Genomic DNA, 20,388 nt, shown 5'->3' on the forward strand with positions numbered 1-20,388 from the left:
TCGTAAAACAGTCCGCGTTGCGAAAATTTGAGAGACTCGAACACACCGCTTTTTCCTTTCTTATTACGGAGAAAGGAAACAGTGTGTCGTTTCAATTTTCAGCTTGATCCAGATTTTTAAAGAGCAAATATCTCAAACGTGATTCCTGAGAATCAGTTTTGAGATATAGAGGTCGGCGACTTTCACTCACGAACCAGCAAGTGGCGTCCCCTAGGGGATTCGAACCCCTGTTACCGCCGTGAAAGGGCGGTGTCCTGGGCCTCTAGACGAAGGGGACACTGAAGTCTCAATCGCAAGACGCCTTGCTATTTACTTTTCATCAGACAATCTGTGTGAGCACTACAAAGGCAGGTTCTTTCAGGTAAGGAGGTGATCCAACCGCAGGTTCCCCTACGGTTACCTTGTTACGACTTCACCCCAGTCATGAATCACAAAGTGGTAAGCGCCCTCCCGAAGGTTAAGCTACCTACTTCTTTTGCAACCCACTCCCATGGTGTGACGGGCGGTGTGTACAAGGCCCGGGAACGTATTCACCGTAGCATTCTGATCTACGATTACTAGCGATTCCGACTTCATGGAGTCGAGTTGCAGACTCCAATCCGGACTACGACATACTTTATGAGGTCCGCTTGCTCTCGCGAGGTCGCTTCTCTTTGTATATGCCATTGTAGCACGTGTGTAGCCCTACTCGTAAGGGCCATGATGACTTGACGTCATCCCCACCTTCCTCCAGTTTATCACTGGCAGTCTCCTTTGAGTTCCCGACCGAATCGCTGGCAACAAAGGATAAGGGTTGCGCTCGTTGCGGGACTTAACCCAACATTTCACAACACGAGCTGACGACAGCCATGCAGCACCTGTCTCAGAGTTCCCGAAGGCACCAAAGCATCTCTGCTAAGTTCTCTGGATGTCAAGAGTAGGTAAGGTTCTTCGCGTTGCATCGAATTAAACCACATGCTCCACCGCTTGTGCGGGCCCCCGTCAATTCATTTGAGTTTTAACCTTGCGGCCGTACTCCCCAGGCGGTCGACTTAACGCGTTAGCTCCGGAAGCCACTCCTCAAGGGAACAACCTCCAAGTCGACATCGTTTACAGCGTGGACTACCAGGGTATCTAATCCTGTTTGCTCCCCACGCTTTCGCACCTGAGCGTCAGTCTTTGTCCAGGGGGCCGCCTTCGCCACCGGTATTCCTCCAGATCTCTACGCATTTCACCGCTACACCTGGAATTCTACCCCCCTCTACAAGACTCAAGCCTGCCAGTTTCAAATGCAGTTCCCAGGTTGAGCCCGGGGATTTCACATCTGACTTAACAGACCGCCTGCGTGCGCTTTACGCCCAGTAATTCCGATTAACGCTTGCACCCTCCGTATTACCGCGGCTGCTGGCACGGAGTTAGCCGGTGCTTCTTCTGCGAGTAACGTCAATCGCCAAGGTTATTAACCTTAACGCCTTCCTCCTCGCTGAAAGTACTTTACAACCCGAAGGCCTTCTTCATACACGCGGCATGGCTGCATCAGGCTTGCGCCCATTGTGCAATATTCCCCACTGCTGCCTCCCGTAGGAGTCTGGACCGTGTCTCAGTTCCAGTGTGGCTGGTCATCCTCTCAGACCAGCTAGGGATCGTCGCCTAGGTGAGCCATTACCCCACCTACTAGCTAATCCCATCTGGGCACATCTGATGGCATGAGGCCCGAAGGTCCCCCACTTTGGTCTTGCGACGTTATGCGGTATTAGCTACCGTTTCCAGTAGTTATCCCCCTCCATCAGGCAGTTTCCCAGACATTACTCACCCGTCCGCCGCTCGTCACCCGAGAGCAAGCTCTCTGTGCTACCGCTCGACTTGCATGTGTTAGGCCTGCCGCCAGCGTTCAATCTGAGCCATGATCAAACTCTTCAATTTAAGTTTGATGCTCGTGAATTAAACTTCGTAATGAATTACGTGTTCACTCAGAGACTTGGTATTCATTTTTCGTCCGAGGACGTTAAGAATCCATGTCACTTTGAGTGCCCACACAGATTGTCTGATAAATTGTTAAAGAGCAGTGCGACGGCGCTGAGCGCTCTGTCGCGAGGTCCCGTATAATACGTTTTCCTCATTCAGAGTCAAGCATTTATTTTTGCTTTTCTCTGCCGGTGTTCATCGCTGAACCCCGCTAACCCGGCGGCCTGTAAGCCGTTGTTCCGTGTCAGTGGAGGCGCATTATAGGGAGTTCTGAGACGTTGACAAGCCCTGTTTTAAAAAAACTTTTCAACCGTCTCTTTTTTGTGCAAAACGCCATTAAAGTGGCAGTTTTTCGAGCTTCTCAAAGCCGTAACGCTGTAAAACGGGTAAAAGTTGTTCAGTTTCTGCCGTCAGCGCCATGCAATAAGCCATATTCGGGTCACTGGATTTCGCATCTGGCGCCTCATGTTCCAGCAGCCAGACGGTACGACGAGCAATCGCAGCACCGGAATCAATCATCCGGGTACCTTCCGGCAGCACCTGCTGCAGCTCTTCCTGTAAAAGAGGAAAATGCGTGCAGCCCAGCACCACCGTATCAGGCGGCTCCGCCATTCGCAGCCACGGGCGCAGAATACGCCGCAACTCCTCCAGCGGGACCGGTTCGCCGTGCAGCTTCGCTTCCGCCAGCTCGACCAGCTCCGCGGAGCCCAGCATCTCTATTTTGCATTCATTCGCAAAGCGGCTGATCAGCTCACGCGTATAGGGGCGTTTGACCGTACCGCGCGTCGCCAGCAGGCCGACGACGCCATTCGCCGTCAAGCGGGCCGCAGGCTTAATCGCCGGGACGACGCCCACAACAGGAAAGGCGAATTTTTCACGAAGGGCGGGAAGAGAGACTGTGCTGGCGGTGTTACAGGCAATGACGGCCAGCGCCAGCGGATAACGTTGTTGAACGGCAGTGACGATTTCGAGCACGCGTTCAACGATGAATTCTTCACTCTTCTCCCCGTAAGGAAAAGCCACGTTATCGAAAGCGTAGATGTAATGCAGATTCGGCAGCAGTTGCCGAATCTCATGATAAACCGACAACCCACCGACGCCGGAGTCAAACACCAGCACGGTGGGACGTGGATCAGAAGGTGTAGCTGCCAGACAAGTAGTATTCTCGTCCTGCAGTTTGGTAGCCATAAGCTGTCTCGTAATCTTTATCGAACAGGTTAGCTATTTTACCACGAACTGTCAGGCGATCGGTGATCGGATACGCGGCAGATACATCAAGCGTGCTGTAGCTTGGCAAAATGCGCTGCGTATTATTGTACTGAGACGTGTTGTTATCGTAGCGTTTACCGTAATACTGCCACGATACATCCATATCGACGTTGAACATCGTCCAGTCCACCTGGTACTTCGCCTGTCGCTTAGAGCGTCTGGCCAGGACTTCACCATTGTCATCATTACGCGGGTCGACGTACTGCAACGTGACGCGGTGGCTGAAAATGCCGGTGTCGATATTACCGGTCCACTCAACACCTTTAATGGTTGCGGCATTGATATTGTCATACTCGCCTTCATAGGTGACAGGATCCGAGTAATAGGTAATCAGATTGGTGATCTTGTAGTGATACGCAGACAGGCGCCAGTCCAGCGGGCCGGTGAGACCGTCAAGTCCGGCTTCCCATTGTTGGGACTCTTCAGGTTTCAGGTTCGGATTTGAACTGATACCAAAACGGGTCGAACCAAACTGCTGTCCCAGTGAAGGCGCGAGGAAGCCGGTACCATAGCCGAGGGTCACGCGATAGTTTTCCACAAACTCCCAACCGGCGGTGGTCTGCCAGGTCCCATGCCAGCCAAACTGCTCGTCATGATCTTCGCGACCGGACGCTTCAAGCGTCACATCGCCAAACTGCTGCTGACCGGTCAGATACAGGCCGGTGTTATCACGCTTGTAGGTATCCGATATGACCGTATCCGACGAGGTCAGCCGCTGCTGTTGCCAGTCGACGCCGGCGCTCACCGAACCGTGGCCAACAATAACGTTATTGCCCCACTGCAGGTTACGCTGAGTCATCCGATCGAGCGTCGTACCATCATTGTACCGGCCGTATATGCTGCTGTAGTTGTAGTCTTTGACCTTCTGGTAGCTGGCAATCAGTTGTGAAGAGTAGATCCCGGAGCTGAATGCCAGGCCCGCGTCCCAGCTCTGGTTATAGAGCTGCTCTTCATCTGCACTGTAGGCAGGGCTGTATGGCGGGCTCCCCAGATCGTAATCGCTATTATTGGTATAGCTACGCCCGCGGAAGAAGCCATTCAGATTATCGTTAAATTTATGTTCAAGACCGCCCCAGAACGCTTTGCTGCGGAAACCATCGCGATCCTGATCGTGAGACCAGCTCGAGTCAGGCTGAACGTTAAAGCCCTTGTTGCCCTCATAGGAACCGGCGACCGTCGCCACCGTATCACCGAAACGATGGCGAAGCGTGCCGTCGTATTGCTGATAGCCTTCAGAACCGACGCCTGCGGTGACCTTAGATTCTTCTTTATCAGAATGGGTGATGACGTTAATTACGCCACCCATCGCGCCGGAACCATAAATAGCCGAACGCGGGCCGCGGATGTATTCCACGCGTTGTACCAGAGAAAGCGGTATTTGATTGAGGTCAGGGTTGTTTGTAATACCGGGGCGCGGCATGGGAACGCCATCGATCAGCACCAGAACCTGTTTGGCCTCGGTCCCGCGGACAAATAAAGAAGAGCTCTGTCCCATCCCCCCATTCTGGGCAATATCCACCCCAGGCAATCGACGCATAACGTCATTCAAATCCTTCGCCTGCCAGCGATCGATATCTTCCCGGGTAACTACGTCGGTCGGTGCAAGAACCGTGTTGACCGGCTGTTGAAAACGATTTGCTGTCACCACTAACGTATCTGAATTGCTGTCTTGCGCCCAGCCGGAAAATGCCGTGACGGAGAGAGCCGTCATCAGCGAAGCTTTTTTAATCATTGTAAAAGCATCCGTAACATATAAAGGATGCCGCTGGTTTCATCAGTAGCACGCGATGATAGAAACCAAATGCGACGTATTCCGGCAGGTCTTCGGGCTTGGGGCGTGTTATGGATGAGGACTTCCCACCTGACATCGGCAGTGTCTGCATAATGCGTTCATCCCACCTTCCTTACCGCTGCGCGTCAGCCCCAGATTTGCACTGGGTTCCCTTTTAACTCACAGGACCGGTTACACAATGCTATAATTAGAAACATATAGATGTCCAGACTTCTATAATTATATTTGATCCCTTCTCCGGGCTGGACATCCCCTACGCTTTCCCTACAATCCCCGCGTACTTATTTTATTCAGGATGCATCATGACCCCAGAACACCTTCCGACCGAACAATATGAAGCGCAGCTGGCAGAAAAAGTCGTCCGTCTGCAAAAAATGATGGTGCCTTTTGCCGCGCCGGTTCCGGAGGTGTTTCGTTCGCCGGTAAGTCATTATCGTATGCGTGCTGAATTCCGCCTGTGGCATGACGGTGACGACCTGTACCACATCATGTTCGATCAGCAGACGAAATCCCGGATTCGCGTCGATAGCTTCCCGGCGGCAAGTGAGCTCATCAATCAACTGATGGTCGAGATTCTTGACGGCGTGCGCGATAACCCGGTTCTGCGCCATAAACTGTTCCAGGTCGATTATCTGACGACCCTGAGCAACCAGGCCGTGGTATCGCTGCTGTACCACAAAAAACTCGACGATGAGTGGCGCCAGCAGGCCGAGATCCTGCGCGATGCGCTGCGCGCGAAAAACCTCAACGTGCATCTGATTGGCCGGGCCACCAAAACCAAAATCGAGCTCGATCAAGATTACATCGATGAGCGTCTGCCGGTTGCCGGTCGCGAAATGATCTACCGCCAGGTAGAAAACAGCTTCACTCAGCCGAATGCCGCCATGAATATCCAGATGCTGGAGTGGGCGCTGGACGCCACCAAAGAGGCGACGGGAGATTTACTGGAACTGTACTGCGGCAATGGTAACTTCTCGCTGGCCCTGGCGCGCAACTTCGATCGCGTACTGGCAACGGAAATCGCCAAACCGTCGGTCGCGGCAGCGCAGTACAACATTGCGGCTAACCATATTGATAACGTGCAGATTATCCGTATGTCGGCGGAAGAGTTTACGCAGGCCATGAACGGTGTCCGGGAGTTTAATCGTCTGCAGGGTATTGACCTGAAAAGCTATCAGTGTGAGACGATTTTTGTCGATCCGCCGCGCAGCGGGCTGGATAGTGAAACCGAGAAGATGGTGCAGGCGTACCCGCGTATTCTGTACATCTCCTGTAATCCGGAGACCCTGTGCCAGAATCTGGAAACCTTAAGCCAGACCCATGACGTCACGCGTCTGGCGCTGTTCGATCAGTTCCCGTACACCCATCATATGGAGTGCGGCGTCTTATTAACCCGCAAGTAGGCGATTTTTACAGAACCCGGCACCACGATACTTGCCGGGTTCTGGCGTTAAGCGGTTACTCTGCCGCCGCATCCTTCCGGTTACGAATCCGGTAGCCGATCCAGAACACGGTAATCACCGACAGCACGGCCGGGAAGAAATTGGAGCCGATGTCCGGATATTCCGCGCGTACCACGGTGCTATACAGCAGAACGCCGAGAATAAAGCAGGCCGCCGCCAGGCCAGGCAGCCCCACGGGCATACTGCGGTTCTGGTAGCGCTGATGCAGACAGTAAACTGTCAGCAGCAAAGACAGAACCGGGAAGATGGAAAAGGGAACAATCGAGCTGAACAGCGCGGCGAAGGTTCCATTAATGGATAAACCAGCGATCAGCGCCAGCAGCAGCGTACCTTTATCTTGAACTGAGTGTTTCATTGCTCGTCCTTCACGTTATTCGGAATGATTTGACATTTTTTCTTGTTCGCGGCGATACCAGTAATACGCGCCTTTCGAGATCATTCTGAGCTGCAGTACCAGTCGCTCTTCCAGCTGCCGACGCTGTTCAGGACTGACGTCCAGCGCCTCAGCGCCCGCGCTGAAAACGATAGTGACCATAGCTTCAGCCTGCGCTTCGGTAAAGGCGCGCGGCATATGGTTTTCGATTTCTAAATAATCGGCAAGTTCCGCGATGAAATGTTGAATTTCACGCGCCACGGCGGCACGAAACGCCGCGGATGTGCCAGAACGTTCCCGCAACAACAGACGGAAAGCGTTTGGGTTATTACCTATAAATTCCATGAATGTGGAGACAGAGGTGCGAATCACGCTGCCGCCTTTGGCGATACGCTGCCGCGCCTGACGCATCAGCTGACGTAGCATGAGCCCGCTCTCGTCGACCATCGTCAGACCGAGTTCGTCAACATCGCGAAAATGGCGATAAAAGGACGTTGGTGCAATCCCCGCCTCGCGCGCAACTTCGCGCAAACTCAAGCTGGCGAAACTCCGCTCAGCGCTCAGCTGGCTGAATGCGGCCTCGACCAGCGAACGTCGGGTTTTCTCTTTTTGTAGCGCTCTTACGCCCATCACGATGTCTGAATCCTTCCAATAGACCTGTTGGCACTATACCAGAGATTAAAACTAATCGGTTTAGCCAGGTTTGTGAATGATTGTTTACGAGCCGAATCTGCTTTTATGCCGCAAAAAAGCACAACGATAATTGGGTTAAAGCCCGGCGAATGTTATCATCGTGTTTATTTTATGTATAAAACAGGTGAGTAATGCCATGTCACACTCTTGGGATTATGATGCAATAGTGATTGGTTCCGGCCCTGGCGGTGAAGGTGCTGCGATGGGACTGGTTAAACAGGGAGCGCGCGTCGCCGTTATTGAGCGCTATCATAACGTCGGCGGCGGCTGTACCCACTGGGGTACCATCCCGTCGAAAGCCCTCCGCCATGCCGTCAGTCGTATTATCGAGTTTAACCAAAACCCTCTCTACAGCGACCATTCCCGTCTTCTTCGTTCTTCCTTCGCCGACATTCTTAACCATGCCGACAGCGTCATTAACCAGCAGACCCATATGCGTCAGGGTTTCTATGAGCGCAACCACTGCGAAATATTGCAGGGCAACGCGCACTTTGTTGATGAACACACGCTCGCCCTGGAATGTCACGACGGCACCGTCGAAACGATCACCGCGGAGAAATTCGTCATCGCCTGCGGCTCCCGTCCGTATCATCCGGCTGATGTCGACTTTTCCCACCCGCGCCTTTACGACAGCGATTCTATTCTCAGCCTGCAGCACGAGCCCCGCCACGTCATTATCTATGGTGCCGGGGTGATTGGCTGTGAGTACGCGTCCATTTTCCGCGGTATGGAAGTCAAAGTGGACCTGATAAATACCCGCGATCGTCTGCTGGCATTCCTCGATCAGGAGATGTCCGACTCCCTCTCCTACCACTTCTGGAACAGCGGTGTGGTTATTCGCCACAACGAAGAGTACGAGAAGATTGAAGGCGTTGATGACGGCGTGATCATGCATTTGAAATCGGGTAAAAAACTAAAAGCAGATTGCCTGCTGTACGCCAACGGGCGTACCGGTAACACCGATTCCCTGGCACTGGAAAATATTGGTCTGAAAACCGATAGCCGCGGTCAGCTCAAGGTCAACAGCATGTATCAGACCGCGCTGCCGCATATCTATGCCGTAGGCGACGTCATCGGTTATCCAAGTCTGGCATCAGCCGCTTACGATCAGGGTCGCATCGCCGCGCAGGCGCTGATTAAAGGTGAGGCTTCTGCCCATCTGATCGAGGATATCCCCACCGGTATCTATACCATCCCGGAAATCAGCTCCGTCGGTAAAACCGAGCAGCAGCTGACCGCCATGAAGGTACCGTACGAAGTGGGCCGCGCGCAGTTTAAACATCTGGCACGGGCGCAAATCGTCGGCATGAGCGTGGGCACGCTGAAGATCCTGTTCCATCGGGAAACGAAAGAGATCCTTGGGATTCATTGCTTTGGCGAGCGCGCGGCCGAGATTATTCATATCGGCCAGGCGATTATGGAGCAAAAAGGTGGTGGTAACACCATTGAGTACTTCGTCAACACCACCTTTAACTACCCGACCATGGCGGAAGCCTATCGGGTTGCCGCGCTAAACGGCTTAAACCGCCTGTTTTAACGCTTTGTCGAAATGGCCATCCATGGTGCTGCGGATGGCCTCCGCCAGATGTTCGTAGCGGCTGCGCAGCGGGGAACCGGGGCGGTAAACCAACCCGATCGTTCGTCTCGGTTCCGGCTTAATGCACGGAATATAGACCACGCCATCGCGTTTTCTCTCCTGCGGCACCGCTAACGCCGGCAGCAGCGTGATCCCGCTGCCTGCGGCCACCATGTTACGCAGCGTTTCGAGACTGGTCGCGCGGAAATGCGTATCTTCATCCGCACCGGCCTCAAAACAGAACCCCATCGCCTGATCGCGCAGGCAGTGGCCATCTTCCAGCATCAGCAGCTTCTCCCCGGCCAAATCGGACATCGGCACGCGATCGCGATTTGCCCACGGGTGATCTTCGTAGATTGCCAGCATCATCGGCTCGTCAAACAGCGGCACCTCGATAAAGGCCTCGCTCTCTTTCACCAGCGCGAGGATCGCGCAGTCCAGCTTGCCGCTGTCCAGCTGGGCCAGCAGCTGATGCGTTTGGGCTTCATGCAGGTACATTTCCAGCTTGGGAAACGTCTGGTGCAGCATCGGTATGATTTGTGGCAACAGGTAAGGGCCAATGGTCGGAATCAGGCCAATATGCAGCGGCCCGGACATGGTCTCACCCTGTTGACTTGCCATTTCCTTGAGCACTTTGACTTCGCGTAACACGGTACGCGCCTGATCCACCAGCAACAGTCCGGCCTGGGTAAACAGAACCTTACGGCTGGTGCGCTCCAGCAACATGACCCCAAGTTCATCCTCCAGCTTGCGGATTTGTCCGCTAAGCGTGGGTTGGCTGACGTGGCAGGAGTCCGCCGCGCGCCGGAAGTGGCGGTGCTCGGCTAGCGCAACCAGGTATTCAAGATCGCGAATATTCATTATTCATCCTCCGTCGCCATGATAGTTCATGGCGATAGATAGCATAGCAACGAACGATTATCCCTATCAAGTTTTCTGTTCAATAATAAACCCAGAAACGAGGCAAAAGTCAGAAAATCACGACATTGCCTCAGCATATTCCCTGACCAGATAACTAAAGCCAACGTGAACTTTTGCGGACCTTGTGTCCGCTTTTTTTTGCATAAAAAAGCCCGGACATAGCCCGAGCCTCTTTTCTCACTCATCCCACTGGAATCATTCAGGGGCGGCGAGGATTTACACCAGACGCTGTTTCGCGTCAGCAATCGCCTGGGCAACCTGCTTCGGCGAGACGCCGCCTTTTGCCGAGCGCTTATCCAGACAAGACTGCAGCGACAGAATCGGATAGACATCGTCGGCAATCACGCTGCTAAACTTCTGCAGGTCGGCCAGCGCCAGGTCTTCCAGCGGTTTGTCCTGGGCGATCGCTTCAACAACCGCTTCCCCGACGATATGGTGCGCTTCACGGAACGGTACGCCTTTCGCAACCAGATAATCCGCCAGTTCGGTCGCATTTGCGTAGCCCTGCTGCGCCGCCTCTTCACAACGCGGACGCTTGACCTGAATACCATCCAGCACCAGCGTCGCCATATGCAGGCAGTCAAGCCAGGTATCGAGCGCGTCGAACAGCCCTTCTTTGTCTTCCTGCATATCTTTATTGTAGGCCAGCGGCAGACCTTTCAGAGTCATCATCATTCCGGTCAGGGCACCCTGAACACGGCCACATTTTCCGCGGATAAGTTCGAGCGCATCTGGATTCTTTTTCTGTGGCATCAGCGAGGAACCGGAGGTAACGCGATCGGATAATTCAATAAAACCGGCTTCGCCCGTATTAAAGAAAATCAGATCTTCGGCGAAACGTGACAGGTGAACCATGCCAATCGACGCATCGGAGAGCAGCTCCAGTACGTGGTCACGGTCAGAAACGCTGTCCAGGCTATTGCGGGTCGCCGAAGCAAAACCCAGCCAGTCAGCCAGCTGCTCGCGATCGATATCATAGGCGGTACCCGCCAGCGCACCGCAGCCCAGAGGGCTGACGTCCAGACGCTTAAGGGTATCCTGCAGGCGGCTTTCATCCCGCGCCAGCATCTCAACGTAGGCCAGGCACCAGTGGGCGAACGTCACCGGCTGCGCACGCTGCAGGTGGGTATAACCCGGCATAACGGCATCCTGGTTGTTCTGCGCCGTATCCACCAGCGCGCTTTGCAGCTGGCGGTTCGCAGAGAGTAGCTCCGCAACGGTATCTTTACACCACAGCTTCAGGTCGGTTGCGACCTGATCGTTACGGCTACGCCCGGTATGCAATTTTTTACCCAGCTGGCCCACTTTGTCGATCAGTTTACCTTCCACCCAGCTGTGGATATCTTCCGCATCGCTTGCAAGAATTTGCTGCGGATTCGCCCGCACCTCTTCCAGCAGCACGCTGAGCGCCTCTTCCAGCTGCTGCTGCTCAGCGGCACTCAGAACGCCCACCGTCACCAGCGCTTTAGACCAGGCAACAGAGCCAACGATATCCTGCTCCGCCAGGCGATAGTCGAAGCGCAAAGAGTCGTTGAACTGCTTGAACCGCTGATCTGCTGCCTGAGTAAAACGCCCGCCCCAAAGTGCCATAACCATTTTCCTTAAATTCGTTTAGTTCTGCCGGGTGACGCTTCGCTAACCCGACCTACCGTCTTGTAGGCCCGGCCAGCAATACGCCGCCGGGCATGAAATATTAAGCCAGAATACGCGTGCCGATAGGCGTGCCATTAAATAATGCCGGCAGCTGTTCCGCGTGACGCCAGGAGGCGATATCCACCGGGCGTCCCAGCGCGCGCGCCGCATCCAGCGCGGCATTCACCTTGACGATCATGCCGTCAGTGATAATGCCTTGTTCGATCAGCTGCTCCGCCTTCGCCGCGGTCATCTCCGCGATGCGCTGGCCTTTACCATCGAGAATACCGCTGACATCGGAAAGCAGAATCAGATCCGCGCCGAGGGTCGCCGCCAGCGCAGTGGCCGCCTGGTCAGCATTCACGTTCATCAGCTCTCCTTCATCGGTCACGCCGATCGAACTGACTACCGGCAGGTAGCCGCCGGCCAGCAGGGTGTTAATCAGCGCCGGCGATCCCGGCTGCGCCAGGCCAACGTGGCCCAGATCTTCATCAAGCTGAGTGACCTTCACGCTGTCACCATCGCCAAGGAACAGGCCAACGGACATAATATGGTGTTTCTTCGCCCATGCCAGCAGCGTCTTATTCGCGGTTCCCGCCAGCGCACCGGTAATAATGTCGATCTGATCCGCAGGCGTCACCCGCAGACCGTTTTTCTTGTTCACCGGCAGGTTGAGCTGCTTCATCAGCTCATCCACCACACAGCCGCCGCCGTGAACAATAACCAGCGGGCGATGATGCGTTTCACGATAATTGACCAGCGCGGTAAACAGACGCTCCAGCGCTTCTTCGCTGTCGAGTAAAACGCCGCCGAGTTTGATAATTAATGGGTTCATCATCACACCTTAAATAAGAGACTGCGTTTCAGCGAAGCCGAAACGAATATTCGCGCACTGTACTGCCTGTGCTGCCGCGCCTTTCAGCAGGTTATCTTCCGCCGCCACCACGATGATATGCTGGTCCTGAACCGCAAAACCGATATCACAGAATGGCAGACCTACGACGTTTTTCAATGCGGGCACGCCTTTATCGTATAAACGTACCAATGGCTTATCGGCATACGCCTGCTGGAACACACCGGCAACCTGCTCTTTGCTGACGCCCGGCTTCAGGCGGCAGGTAATGGTTTCCAGAATCCCACGTTTAAAGTTGCCGAGATGAGGCGTAAAAATCACCTCTGCGCCAAGATGGGTCGAGATTTCCGGGTGGTGACGATGGTTGAACACGCCATACGGCTGCAGACTGACTTCACAGAAGCTATTGCCGATGGCCGCTTTACGTCCCGCACCGCTGACGCCGCTGGTGGCGTTGATCACCGGCCACTGGGTAAGATCCAGCAGGTCCGCATCGATCAACGGCTTCAGCGACAGCTGAGCCGCCGTTGGATAGCAGCCCGGTACGGCGACCAGATTCGCCTCTTTCAGTTTGTCGACGCTCCACTCTGCCAGGCCATATACCGCCTGCTCAAGCAGGGCCGGATGCTGATGAGTAAAGCCGTAATATTTTTCGTAGAACGCACCGTCATTTACGCGGAAGGCGCCGGATAAGTCGAACACCACGCAGCCTGCGGCAAGGAACTGCGGCGCCAGGTCGTGGCTCACTTCATGGGCGGTAGCGAGGAAGACGACATCCACCCCGGCGCTAAATTCGCTGATATCTGACATCGGCTGCAGCGGTAAATCCACAATGCCTTTCAGCTGCGGATGCAAATCGGAAATTGATTTCCCTGCATCATTGCTTTGCGCGGAGACCGTCAAAGCGGTTATGGTCATATGAGGATGGCGATTTACATAGGTCACTAGCTCTGCGCCGGCATAACCGCTGGCACCCACAATCAGCGTCTTCAACATCGGGGCTCTTCACCTTCTTACGTCATATTTGTCCAGGAAGCATTTCTCTTCCTCACCCTGTTAAGCCGTAAGCACTTTCCCTACATTTTATGGGTTTTCTTACGCTCAACGATAATGTATTTTTATTCACTAATACTGCATGAATATTGATACTATCATGACCCGAGGTGTGTCAACAATGAAAAACAATTTACCACCCTTTATCGAGATTTACCGCGCATTGATCGCCACACCTTCCATCAGCGCAACCGAAGAGGCGCTGGATCAAAGTAATGAGACTTTAATCAATTTACTCGCCGGCTGGTTCCGCGAAATCGGCTTCAATGTCGAAGTGCAGCCGGTGCCAGATACGCGCAACAAATTCAATATGCTGGCCAGTACCGGCCACGGCGCTGGCGGCCTGCTTCTCGCCGGCCATACGGATACCGTTCCCTTTGATGACGGCCGCTGGACCCGCGATCCTTTCACCCTCACCGAGCACGAAAACAAGCTGTACGGCCTCGGCACCGCCGACATGAAAGGCTTTTTTGCCTTTATTCTTGATGCCCTGCGCGATGTCGATGTCAGTAAGCTGAAAAAACCGCTCTACATCCTGGCTACCGCCGATGAAGAGACCAGCATGGCCGGCGCCCGTTACTTTGCCGAAACGACCCTGCTACGCCCGGATTGCGCCATCATCGGCGAACCAACCTCTCTGCAGCCGGTACGCGCGCACAAAGGCCATATGTCCAACGCCATCCGTATCCAGGGGCAGTCCGGCCACTCCAGCGATCCGGCGCGCGGCGTCAACGCCATTGAGCTGATGCACGATGCCATTGGTCGCATCATGCAGCTGCGCGACTCGCTGAAAGAGCGCTATCACTACGATGCCTTCACCGTACCCTATCCGACACTCAACCTCGGGGCTATCCATGGCGGCGACGCGTCAAACCGAATCTGCGCCTGCTGCGAGCTGCATATGGATATTCGCCCGCTTCCGGGCATGACGCTCAACGATCTCAACGGACTGCTGGATGAAGCGCTGGCACCGGTTAGCGAACGCTGGCCGGGTCGCCTGACCGTCTCCGAGCTGCATCCGCCGATTCCGGGTTACGAATGCCCGCCGGACCACCGGCTGGTCCAGGTCGTTGAAAAGCTACTCGGCGCACAAACTGAAGTCGTGAACTACTGCACCGAAGCGCCGTTTATTCAGACGCTCTGCCCGACGCTGGTTTTAGGTCCAGGCTCTATTAATCAGGCCCACCAGCCGGATGAATATCTGGAAACCCGCTTTATCAAGCCGACCCGTGAGCTGATTACGCAGGTTGTCCACCATTTCTGCTGGCACTAAAAGCCAGCGGATCCCGCCCCTTTTCCTGGGGCGGAACGGTGATTCTGGTCACATTTCCATAAGCAACGCTTATCAAGCGACGTCTGAGTTAAATTTCGCAAATTGCCGCCATTTATTCGTTTGCTGAAGCGATTTCGCAACAATTGACGTGGGGGTTTTTACGTGGCTTTATAAAAGACGGCTGCTTATCCGCCGCTCAACGTTGCAGAGTGCCGGGTATAACAAAATAAAATGAGATGGGGTGTCTGGGGTAACATGAACGAACAATATTCCGCTTTGCGTAGTAATGTCAGTATGCTCGGTAAGGTGCTAGGCGATACCATCAAGGATGCACTGGGAGAGAACATTCTTGATCGTGTCGAAACTATCCGTAAATTGTCCAAGTCTTCTCGCGCCGGCAATGAAGCCAATCGCCAGGAATTGCTCACCACGCTGCAAAACTTGTCCAACGACGAGCTGCTGCCGGTCGCTCGCGCCTTCAGCCAGTTCCTGAACCTGGCGAATACGGCGGAGCAGTACCACAGTATTTCGCCAAACGGCGAAGCGGCCAGCAATCCGGAAGTGATTGCCCGCACCCTGAGAAAACTCAAAGACCAACCTCATCTCAACGAAGACACCATTAAAAAAGCGGTGGAGTCCCTGTCTCTGGAGCTGGTGTTAACCGCTCACCCCACCGAGATCACCCGCCGTACGCTGATCCACAAAATGGTGGAAGTGAACAACTGCCTGAAGCAGCTTGATAATAAAGATATCGCGGATTACGAACACCATCAGCTGATGCGCCGTCTGCGCCAGCTGATCGCCCAGTCATGGCATACGGATGAAATCCGTAAGTACCGCCCGACCCCGGTTGATGAAGCGAAATGGGGTTTTGCCGTTGTTGAAAACAGCCTGTGGGAAGGGGTACCAAACTACCTGCGCGAGCTGAATGAACAGCTGGAAGAGAACCTCAACTATCAGCTGCCGGTTGACTTTGTACCGGTGCGCTTCACCTCCTGGATGGGTGGTGACCGCGACGGTAACCCTAATGTGACCGCCGATATCACCCGTCAGGTGCTGCTGCTGAGCCGCTGGAAAGCCACCGACCTGTTCCTGAAAGATATTCAGCTGCTGATTTCCGAACTGTCGATGGTCGAATGTACCGACGAACTGCGGGAGCTGGCCGGTGCGGAAGGCGCGCAGGAACCGTATCGTTATCTGATGAAAAAACTGCGTACCCAGCTGATGGAAACCCAGGCCTGGCTGGAAGCTCGCCTGAAAGGACAGAAGCTGCCGAAACCTGTCGGCCTGATTACCCAGAACGAACAGCTGTGGGAACCGCTTTATGCCTGCTATAAGTCGCTACAGTCCTGCGGCATGGGCATTATCGCCAACGGCGAACTGCTCGATACCCTGCGCCGCGTGAAATCGTTCGGCGTACCGCTCGTGCGTATCGATATTCGTCAGGAAAGCACCCGCCATACCGAAGCGCTGGGGGAGATGACCCGCTATCTCGGCATCGGTGATTACGAAAGCTGGTCAGAAGCCGACAAACAGGCCTTCCTGATCCGCGAACTGAACTCCAAACGCCCGCTGCTGCCACGTCAGTGGGAGCCAAGCAATGAAACCCGCGAAGTGCTCGATACCTGCCGGGTGATCGCCGAAGCGCCGCACGGATCCATCGCCGCTTACGTGATCTCCATGGCGAAGACGCCATCCGATGTGCTGGCGGTTCACCTGCTGCTGAAAGAGTCCGGTATCGGCTTTGCTCTGCCGGTTGCGCCGCTGTTTGAAACCCTGGACGATCTGAACAACGCCAATGACGTCATGACCCAGCTGCTGAACATCGACTGGTATCGCGGCTTTATTCAGGGCAAACAGATGGTCATGATCGGCTACTCCGATTCGGCGAAAGATGCCGGCGTGATGGCCGCGTCCTGGGCGCAATACCAGGCGCAGGATGCGTTGATCAAAACCTGCGAAAAAGCCGGTATTGAACTGACGCTGTTCCACGGACGCGGCGGCTCTATCGGTCGCGGCGGCGCCCCGGCGCACGCGGCGCTGCTTTCTCAGCCTCCGGGAAGCCTGAAAGGCGGCCTGCGCGTGACGGAACAGGGCGAGATGATCCGCTTTAAATACGGTCTGCCGGAAGTCACCATCAGCAGTCTGTCGCTGTACACCAGCGCAGTCCTGGAGGCCAACCTGCTGCCGCCGCCGGAACCCAAACCGGAATGGCGTCACATCATGGCCGAGCTGTCGGACATCTCTTGTGACATGTATCGTGGCTACGTGCGTGAAAATAAAGACTTTGTCCCTTATTTCCGCTCCGCAACGCCGGAGCAGGAACTGGGCAAACTGCCGCTCGGCTCGCGTCCGGCAAAACGTCGCGCCACCGGTGGCGTCGAGTCCCTGCGCGCTATTCCATGGATTTTCGCCTGGACCCAGAACCGCCTGATGTTGCCGGCCTGGCTGGGCGCAGGTACCGCGCTGCAAAAAGTGGTAGAAGATGGCAAGCAGAGCGAGCTGGAAACCATGTGTCGCGACTGGCCGTTCTTCTCTACCCGTCTGGGCATGCTGGAAATGGTGTTCTCGAAGGCTGACCTGTGGCTGGCGGAATACTACGATCAGCGTCTGGTGAAACCGGAGCTATGGAAACTGGGCGCGGAGCTGCGTGAGCTGCTGTCCAACGGGATCAAAGTGGTGCTCGATATTGCAAACGACTCCCACCTGATGGCCGACCTGCCGTGGATCGCCGAATCTATCCAGCTGCGTAACATCTATACCGACCCGCTGAACGTCCTGCAGGCAGAACTGCTGCACCGTTCGCGTCTGGCGGAAGAAGAAGGTAAAGAGCCGGATCCGCGCGTCGAACAAGCGCTGATGGTCACCATCGCGGGCGTTGCCGCAGGTATGCGCAACACGGGCTAATTTATCAGCCGTTCCCGGTAAGACGATATTTACCGGGAAAAAACCGGATCGCGCCCGATCCGGTTACGCTTTCCCCGGTCCGCATCACGCGGCCGGGGATTTTTATTAATGGTGCAGCATTTCGTCGACAATCTGCTCTTTATGCAGAGCATAAGGATAATACGTCGGCCAGTTATCCATCTCTTTCAGTAGGGCCTCCTGCGAGTCATTGCCCATGAAGATATGGAAATGCTGTGATTTACGCGGTGCGATAATATGATCGCTGAACTGAACAAATTTCGGCGCTTTTGATTCCGCCTGCTGACATTCGAACAGGTAACGCACGCCTTTCTTGCCGGAAGCATAGGTCAGGATCTTATAGCCGGAATAGGTGTATTTACAGGCATTAACGGTTTTGCCAACGTGGAACTCCATCACGTTATCTTCGATCCCAATCTGGTCCACATCGGTGGCATACCCTTTCTTATAATATTCCCGATATTCCGCCACGCTCTTGCCGCCCGCTTTTTTGGCTTTTTGCTCCAGCACCGGATCCAAATCCCCCTTCAGCAGATACGGATTCACCGACTGCCAGATCCCATCCCAGTCGCTCAGCGCCCGATCTTTAACGTCGGCATCGGCAAAAATACCCTCGCTGGCCTTCACCTCCGCCTCCGTTAACGCGGGGCCATGGCTATGGTGGCCGTGAGCAAAGGTCTGAGCACTGGCTAACAGCATGCCAACCCCCAGCGCAAGGGCAGAAATCTTTTTGGTCATCACTCTCTCCTGAGTTAACATTTGCAATGATATGTTACGATATAACATATCATATATAATCTGCAATACGATTCCCCTTCATTACCCTCTGCTTTTACCCTTTCCACGCTGTCCGGTATGATAAAAATGTGGCGCCTTCTACGGAGCAAGAATGGATACCGATCTCAATCAACACATCGACGCGTTAATCAAAAGCCCGGCGACGATCCGGCAGATCCGATTTGCCACCGACAGCCGTCCGGCTTCCGGTAACGTGCAGAAGGCGGATTTTCCACGCCTCGACATCATGCTTGATGGGCAGCTTCACGATGCCGGTATCAAAGCCGATCCGCCCGTGCTGTCCCGGCATGACGTGCTGTTTATTCACGCCGGCGGATGGCATTCTCCCCGTTGGCAGTCGCCCTGTACCGTTCTGAGCATTGTGTTTGGCAAGCAGCAGTTAGAGCTCACCCTGACGCGCTGGAACGGCAGTATGTTGAATGTTGAGGAGAGGCTTCAGGTACCGCGCCGCGGCCCCCGGACCGGCTCCTTCCTGCTCCAGGCGCTCAATGAGATGCAGATGCAACCGCAGGAACAACACACCGCGAGATACATCGTTATCAGCCTGCTGAGCCACTGCGCCGACCTGCTTGGTAGCCAGGTGCAAACCGCCTCCCGAAGTCAGGCGCTCTTTGAAGCGATCCGCAAATATATCGACGCTCGCTTTGCCGAACCGTTAACCCGCGAATCGGTAGCACAGGAATTTTATCTCTCGCCAAACTATCTCTCCCATCTGTTCCAGAAATGCGGGCCCATGGGGTTTAACGAGTATCTGAATCACATCCGACTTGAGCAGGCCCGAATGCTGTTAAAAGGCCACGACATGAAAATCAAAGATGTCGCTCACGCCTGCGGTTTTGTCGACAGCAACTATTTCTGCCGTCTGTTTCGCAAGAATACCGAGCGTTCTCCCTCCGAGTATCGCCGCCAGTATCACAGCCAGCTGACGGAGAAGCCGCGCTAAGCAGAAACTAGATTTTTGTAAGTAAGCCATCGCGTTATTACGCTCGCCCTGCCCAGGTTCGCCAGATATAGCTGGAAAATGTGATCTAAATCATCCTTACCCGCAATGCGTACATTTATCCAGTTTTTGGCAAATTTGTCATCTGGCGACCCGCCGAGGAGAAGCCGTATCCTTACCTCAACATCACTGAATTGAGAATTGAGGAAAGGCTATGGAACTCTATCTGGACACCGCGAACGTAGCAGAAGTTGAACGTCTGGCACGAATCTATCCGCTGGCCGGAGTGACCACCAACCCGAGCATTATCGCCGCAGGCAAAACGCCGATCTGGGATGTTCTCCCGCGTCTGCAAAAGGCCATTGGAGCCGATGGAACGCTGTTTGCCCAGACGATGAGCCGCGATGCTGAGGGCATGGTGGCGGAAGCCAAACGGTTGAGTAATGCCGTTCCGGGCATCGTGGTTAAAATCCCGGTCACCGCTGAAGGCCTCGCCGCTATCAAATTACTGAAGAAAGAAGGCATCCCGACGCTGGGTACCGCGGTCTATAGCGCCGCGCAGGGGCTGCTGGCAGCGCTGGCGGGGGCAAAATATGTTGCCCCTTATGTCAACCGCGTCGATGCCCAGGGGGGGGACGGGATTCGCATGGTGCAGGAGCTGCAATCCCTGCTGGAACAGCACGCGCCGGGGAGCAAAGTGCTGGCCGCCAGCTTTAAAACTCCGCGTCAGGCGCTGGATTGCCTGCTGACCGGCTGTGAAGCTATCACCCTTCCCTTAGACGTAGCGCAACAAATGCTCGGCACCCCTGCGGTAGAGTCAGCCATAGAGAAGTTTGAGCAAGACTGGAATAACGCTTTTGGCAATCTGAACCTGTAACCCGAT

Annotated in this window: 15 protein-coding genes, 1 tRNA gene, 1 rRNA gene and 1 riboswitch; of the genes, 6 read left to right on the forward strand and 11 right to left on the reverse strand. The window is 54.7% G+C overall.

The features are described 5' to 3' along the window. Positions 1 to 201 precede the first annotated feature (201 nt). The 4 genes from Q1L34_RS25490 to btuB form a co-directional block, all read right to left on the reverse strand. Positions 202 to 277 (reverse strand) — tRNA-Glu (locus Q1L34_RS25490). Positions 278 to 362: 85 nt separating this feature from the next. After that, positions 363 to 1,902: ribosomal RNA gene (locus Q1L34_RS25495) — 16S ribosomal RNA — on the reverse strand. A gap of 378 nt (positions 1,903 to 2,280) precedes the next feature. Next, entirely contained in the window at positions 2,281 to 3,132 is an 852-nt protein-coding gene (gene murI, locus Q1L34_RS25500) for a glutamate racemase (RefSeq protein WP_004869471.1), read from the reverse strand. Then, positions 3,077 to 4,945: a TonB-dependent vitamin B12 receptor BtuB gene (gene btuB / locus Q1L34_RS25505; protein ID WP_004869468.1), complete on the reverse strand. Its 1,869-nt coding sequence runs from the start codon at positions 4,943 to 4,945 to the stop codon at positions 3,077 to 3,079. Before btuB ends, murI begins: the two co-directional genes overlap by 56 nt. A gap of 67 nt (positions 4,946 to 5,012) precedes the next feature. Next, positions 5,013 to 5,192, reverse strand: a riboswitch (cobalamin riboswitch). A 115-nt stretch (positions 5,193 to 5,307) separates the two neighbouring features. On the opposite strand from btuB, the gene trmA reads away from it, so the two are divergent. After that, positions 5,308 to 6,408 (forward strand): tRNA (uridine(54)-C5)-methyltransferase TrmA, encoded by a 1,101-nt coding sequence (gene trmA, locus Q1L34_RS25510; RefSeq protein ID WP_015585422.1) that lies wholly within the window; start codon positions 5,308 to 5,310, stop codon positions 6,406 to 6,408. Positions 6,409 to 6,463: 55 nt separating this feature from the next. Here the strand turns inward: trmA and Q1L34_RS25515 are convergent, their stop codons facing one another. Beyond that, positions 6,464 to 6,823, reverse strand: coding sequence for a YijD family membrane protein (locus tag Q1L34_RS25515; protein WP_004869462.1), 360 nt, complete (start codon positions 6,821 to 6,823; stop codon positions 6,464 to 6,466). Between the two features lie 15 nt (positions 6,824 to 6,838). Beyond that, positions 6,839 to 7,474, reverse strand: coding sequence for an HTH-type transcriptional repressor FabR (gene fabR, locus Q1L34_RS25520; RefSeq protein WP_004869459.1), 636 nt, complete (start codon positions 7,472 to 7,474; stop codon positions 6,839 to 6,841). A gap of 196 nt (positions 7,475 to 7,670) precedes the next feature. Here fabR and sthA point away from each other — a divergent pair, with 196 nt between their 5' ends. Further along, positions 7,671 to 9,071 (forward strand): Si-specific NAD(P)(+) transhydrogenase, encoded by a 1,401-nt coding sequence (sthA, locus tag Q1L34_RS25525; protein ID WP_004869456.1) that lies wholly within the window; start codon positions 7,671 to 7,673, stop codon positions 9,069 to 9,071. On the opposite strand, the gene oxyR is transcribed toward sthA, so the two are convergent. The 4 genes from oxyR to argC form a co-directional block, all read right to left on the reverse strand. Continuing rightward, a complete protein-coding gene (oxyR, locus tag Q1L34_RS25530) occupies positions 9,054 to 9,971 on the reverse strand; it encodes a DNA-binding transcriptional regulator OxyR (RefSeq protein WP_004869452.1) in 918 nt (305 codons plus the stop codon). The genes sthA and oxyR overlap by 18 nt on opposite strands. 276 nt (positions 9,972 to 10,247) lie before the next feature. After that, positions 10,248 to 11,621 (reverse strand): argininosuccinate lyase, encoded by a 1,374-nt coding sequence (gene argH / locus Q1L34_RS25535; protein WP_152309098.1) that lies wholly within the window; start codon positions 11,619 to 11,621, stop codon positions 10,248 to 10,250. A gap of 103 nt (positions 11,622 to 11,724) precedes the next feature. After that, the gene (argB, locus tag Q1L34_RS25540) at positions 11,725 to 12,501 is read right to left on the reverse strand and encodes an acetylglutamate kinase (RefSeq protein ID WP_088402725.1); all 777 of its coding nucleotides are present in this window, start codon (positions 12,499 to 12,501) and stop codon (positions 11,725 to 11,727) included. A gap of 6 nt (positions 12,502 to 12,507) precedes the next feature. Continuing rightward, on the reverse strand, positions 12,508 to 13,512 hold the full coding sequence (gene argC / locus Q1L34_RS25545; protein ID WP_004869444.1) for an N-acetyl-gamma-glutamyl-phosphate reductase: 1,005 nt from the start codon (positions 13,510 to 13,512) through the stop codon (positions 12,508 to 12,510). A gap of 178 nt (positions 13,513 to 13,690) precedes the next feature. Here argC and argE point away from each other — a divergent pair, with 178 nt between their 5' ends. Further along, positions 13,691 to 14,842, forward strand: a complete 1,152-nt coding sequence (gene argE / locus Q1L34_RS25550) for an acetylornithine deacetylase (protein WP_004869442.1) — start codon at positions 13,691 to 13,693, stop codon at positions 14,840 to 14,842. A 255-nt stretch (positions 14,843 to 15,097) separates the two neighbouring features. Further along, entirely contained in the window at positions 15,098 to 17,749 is a 2,652-nt protein-coding gene (ppc, locus tag Q1L34_RS25555) for a phosphoenolpyruvate carboxylase (protein ID WP_004869440.1), read from the forward strand. A gap of 105 nt (positions 17,750 to 17,854) precedes the next feature. On the opposite strand, the gene zinT is transcribed toward ppc, so the two are convergent. Then, positions 17,855 to 18,505, reverse strand: a complete 651-nt coding sequence (gene zinT, locus Q1L34_RS25560) for a metal-binding protein ZinT (RefSeq protein WP_015585425.1) — start codon at positions 18,503 to 18,505, stop codon at positions 17,855 to 17,857. Positions 18,506 to 18,656: 151 nt separating this feature from the next. Between zinT and Q1L34_RS25565 the strand changes: the two genes are divergently transcribed. Beyond that, on the forward strand, positions 18,657 to 19,508 hold the full coding sequence (locus Q1L34_RS25565; RefSeq protein WP_004869432.1) for a helix-turn-helix transcriptional regulator: 852 nt from the start codon (positions 18,657 to 18,659) through the stop codon (positions 19,506 to 19,508). A 211-nt stretch (positions 19,509 to 19,719) separates the two neighbouring features. Then, entirely contained in the window at positions 19,720 to 20,382 is a 663-nt protein-coding gene (fsa, locus tag Q1L34_RS25570; protein WP_004869426.1) for a fructose-6-phosphate aldolase, read from the forward strand. Positions 20,383 to 20,388: the final 6 nt, after the last annotated feature.

Source organism: Klebsiella ornithinolytica (assembly GCF_030505655.1).
Lineage (GTDB): Bacteria > Pseudomonadota > Gammaproteobacteria > Enterobacterales > Enterobacteriaceae > Klebsiella > Klebsiella ornithinolytica.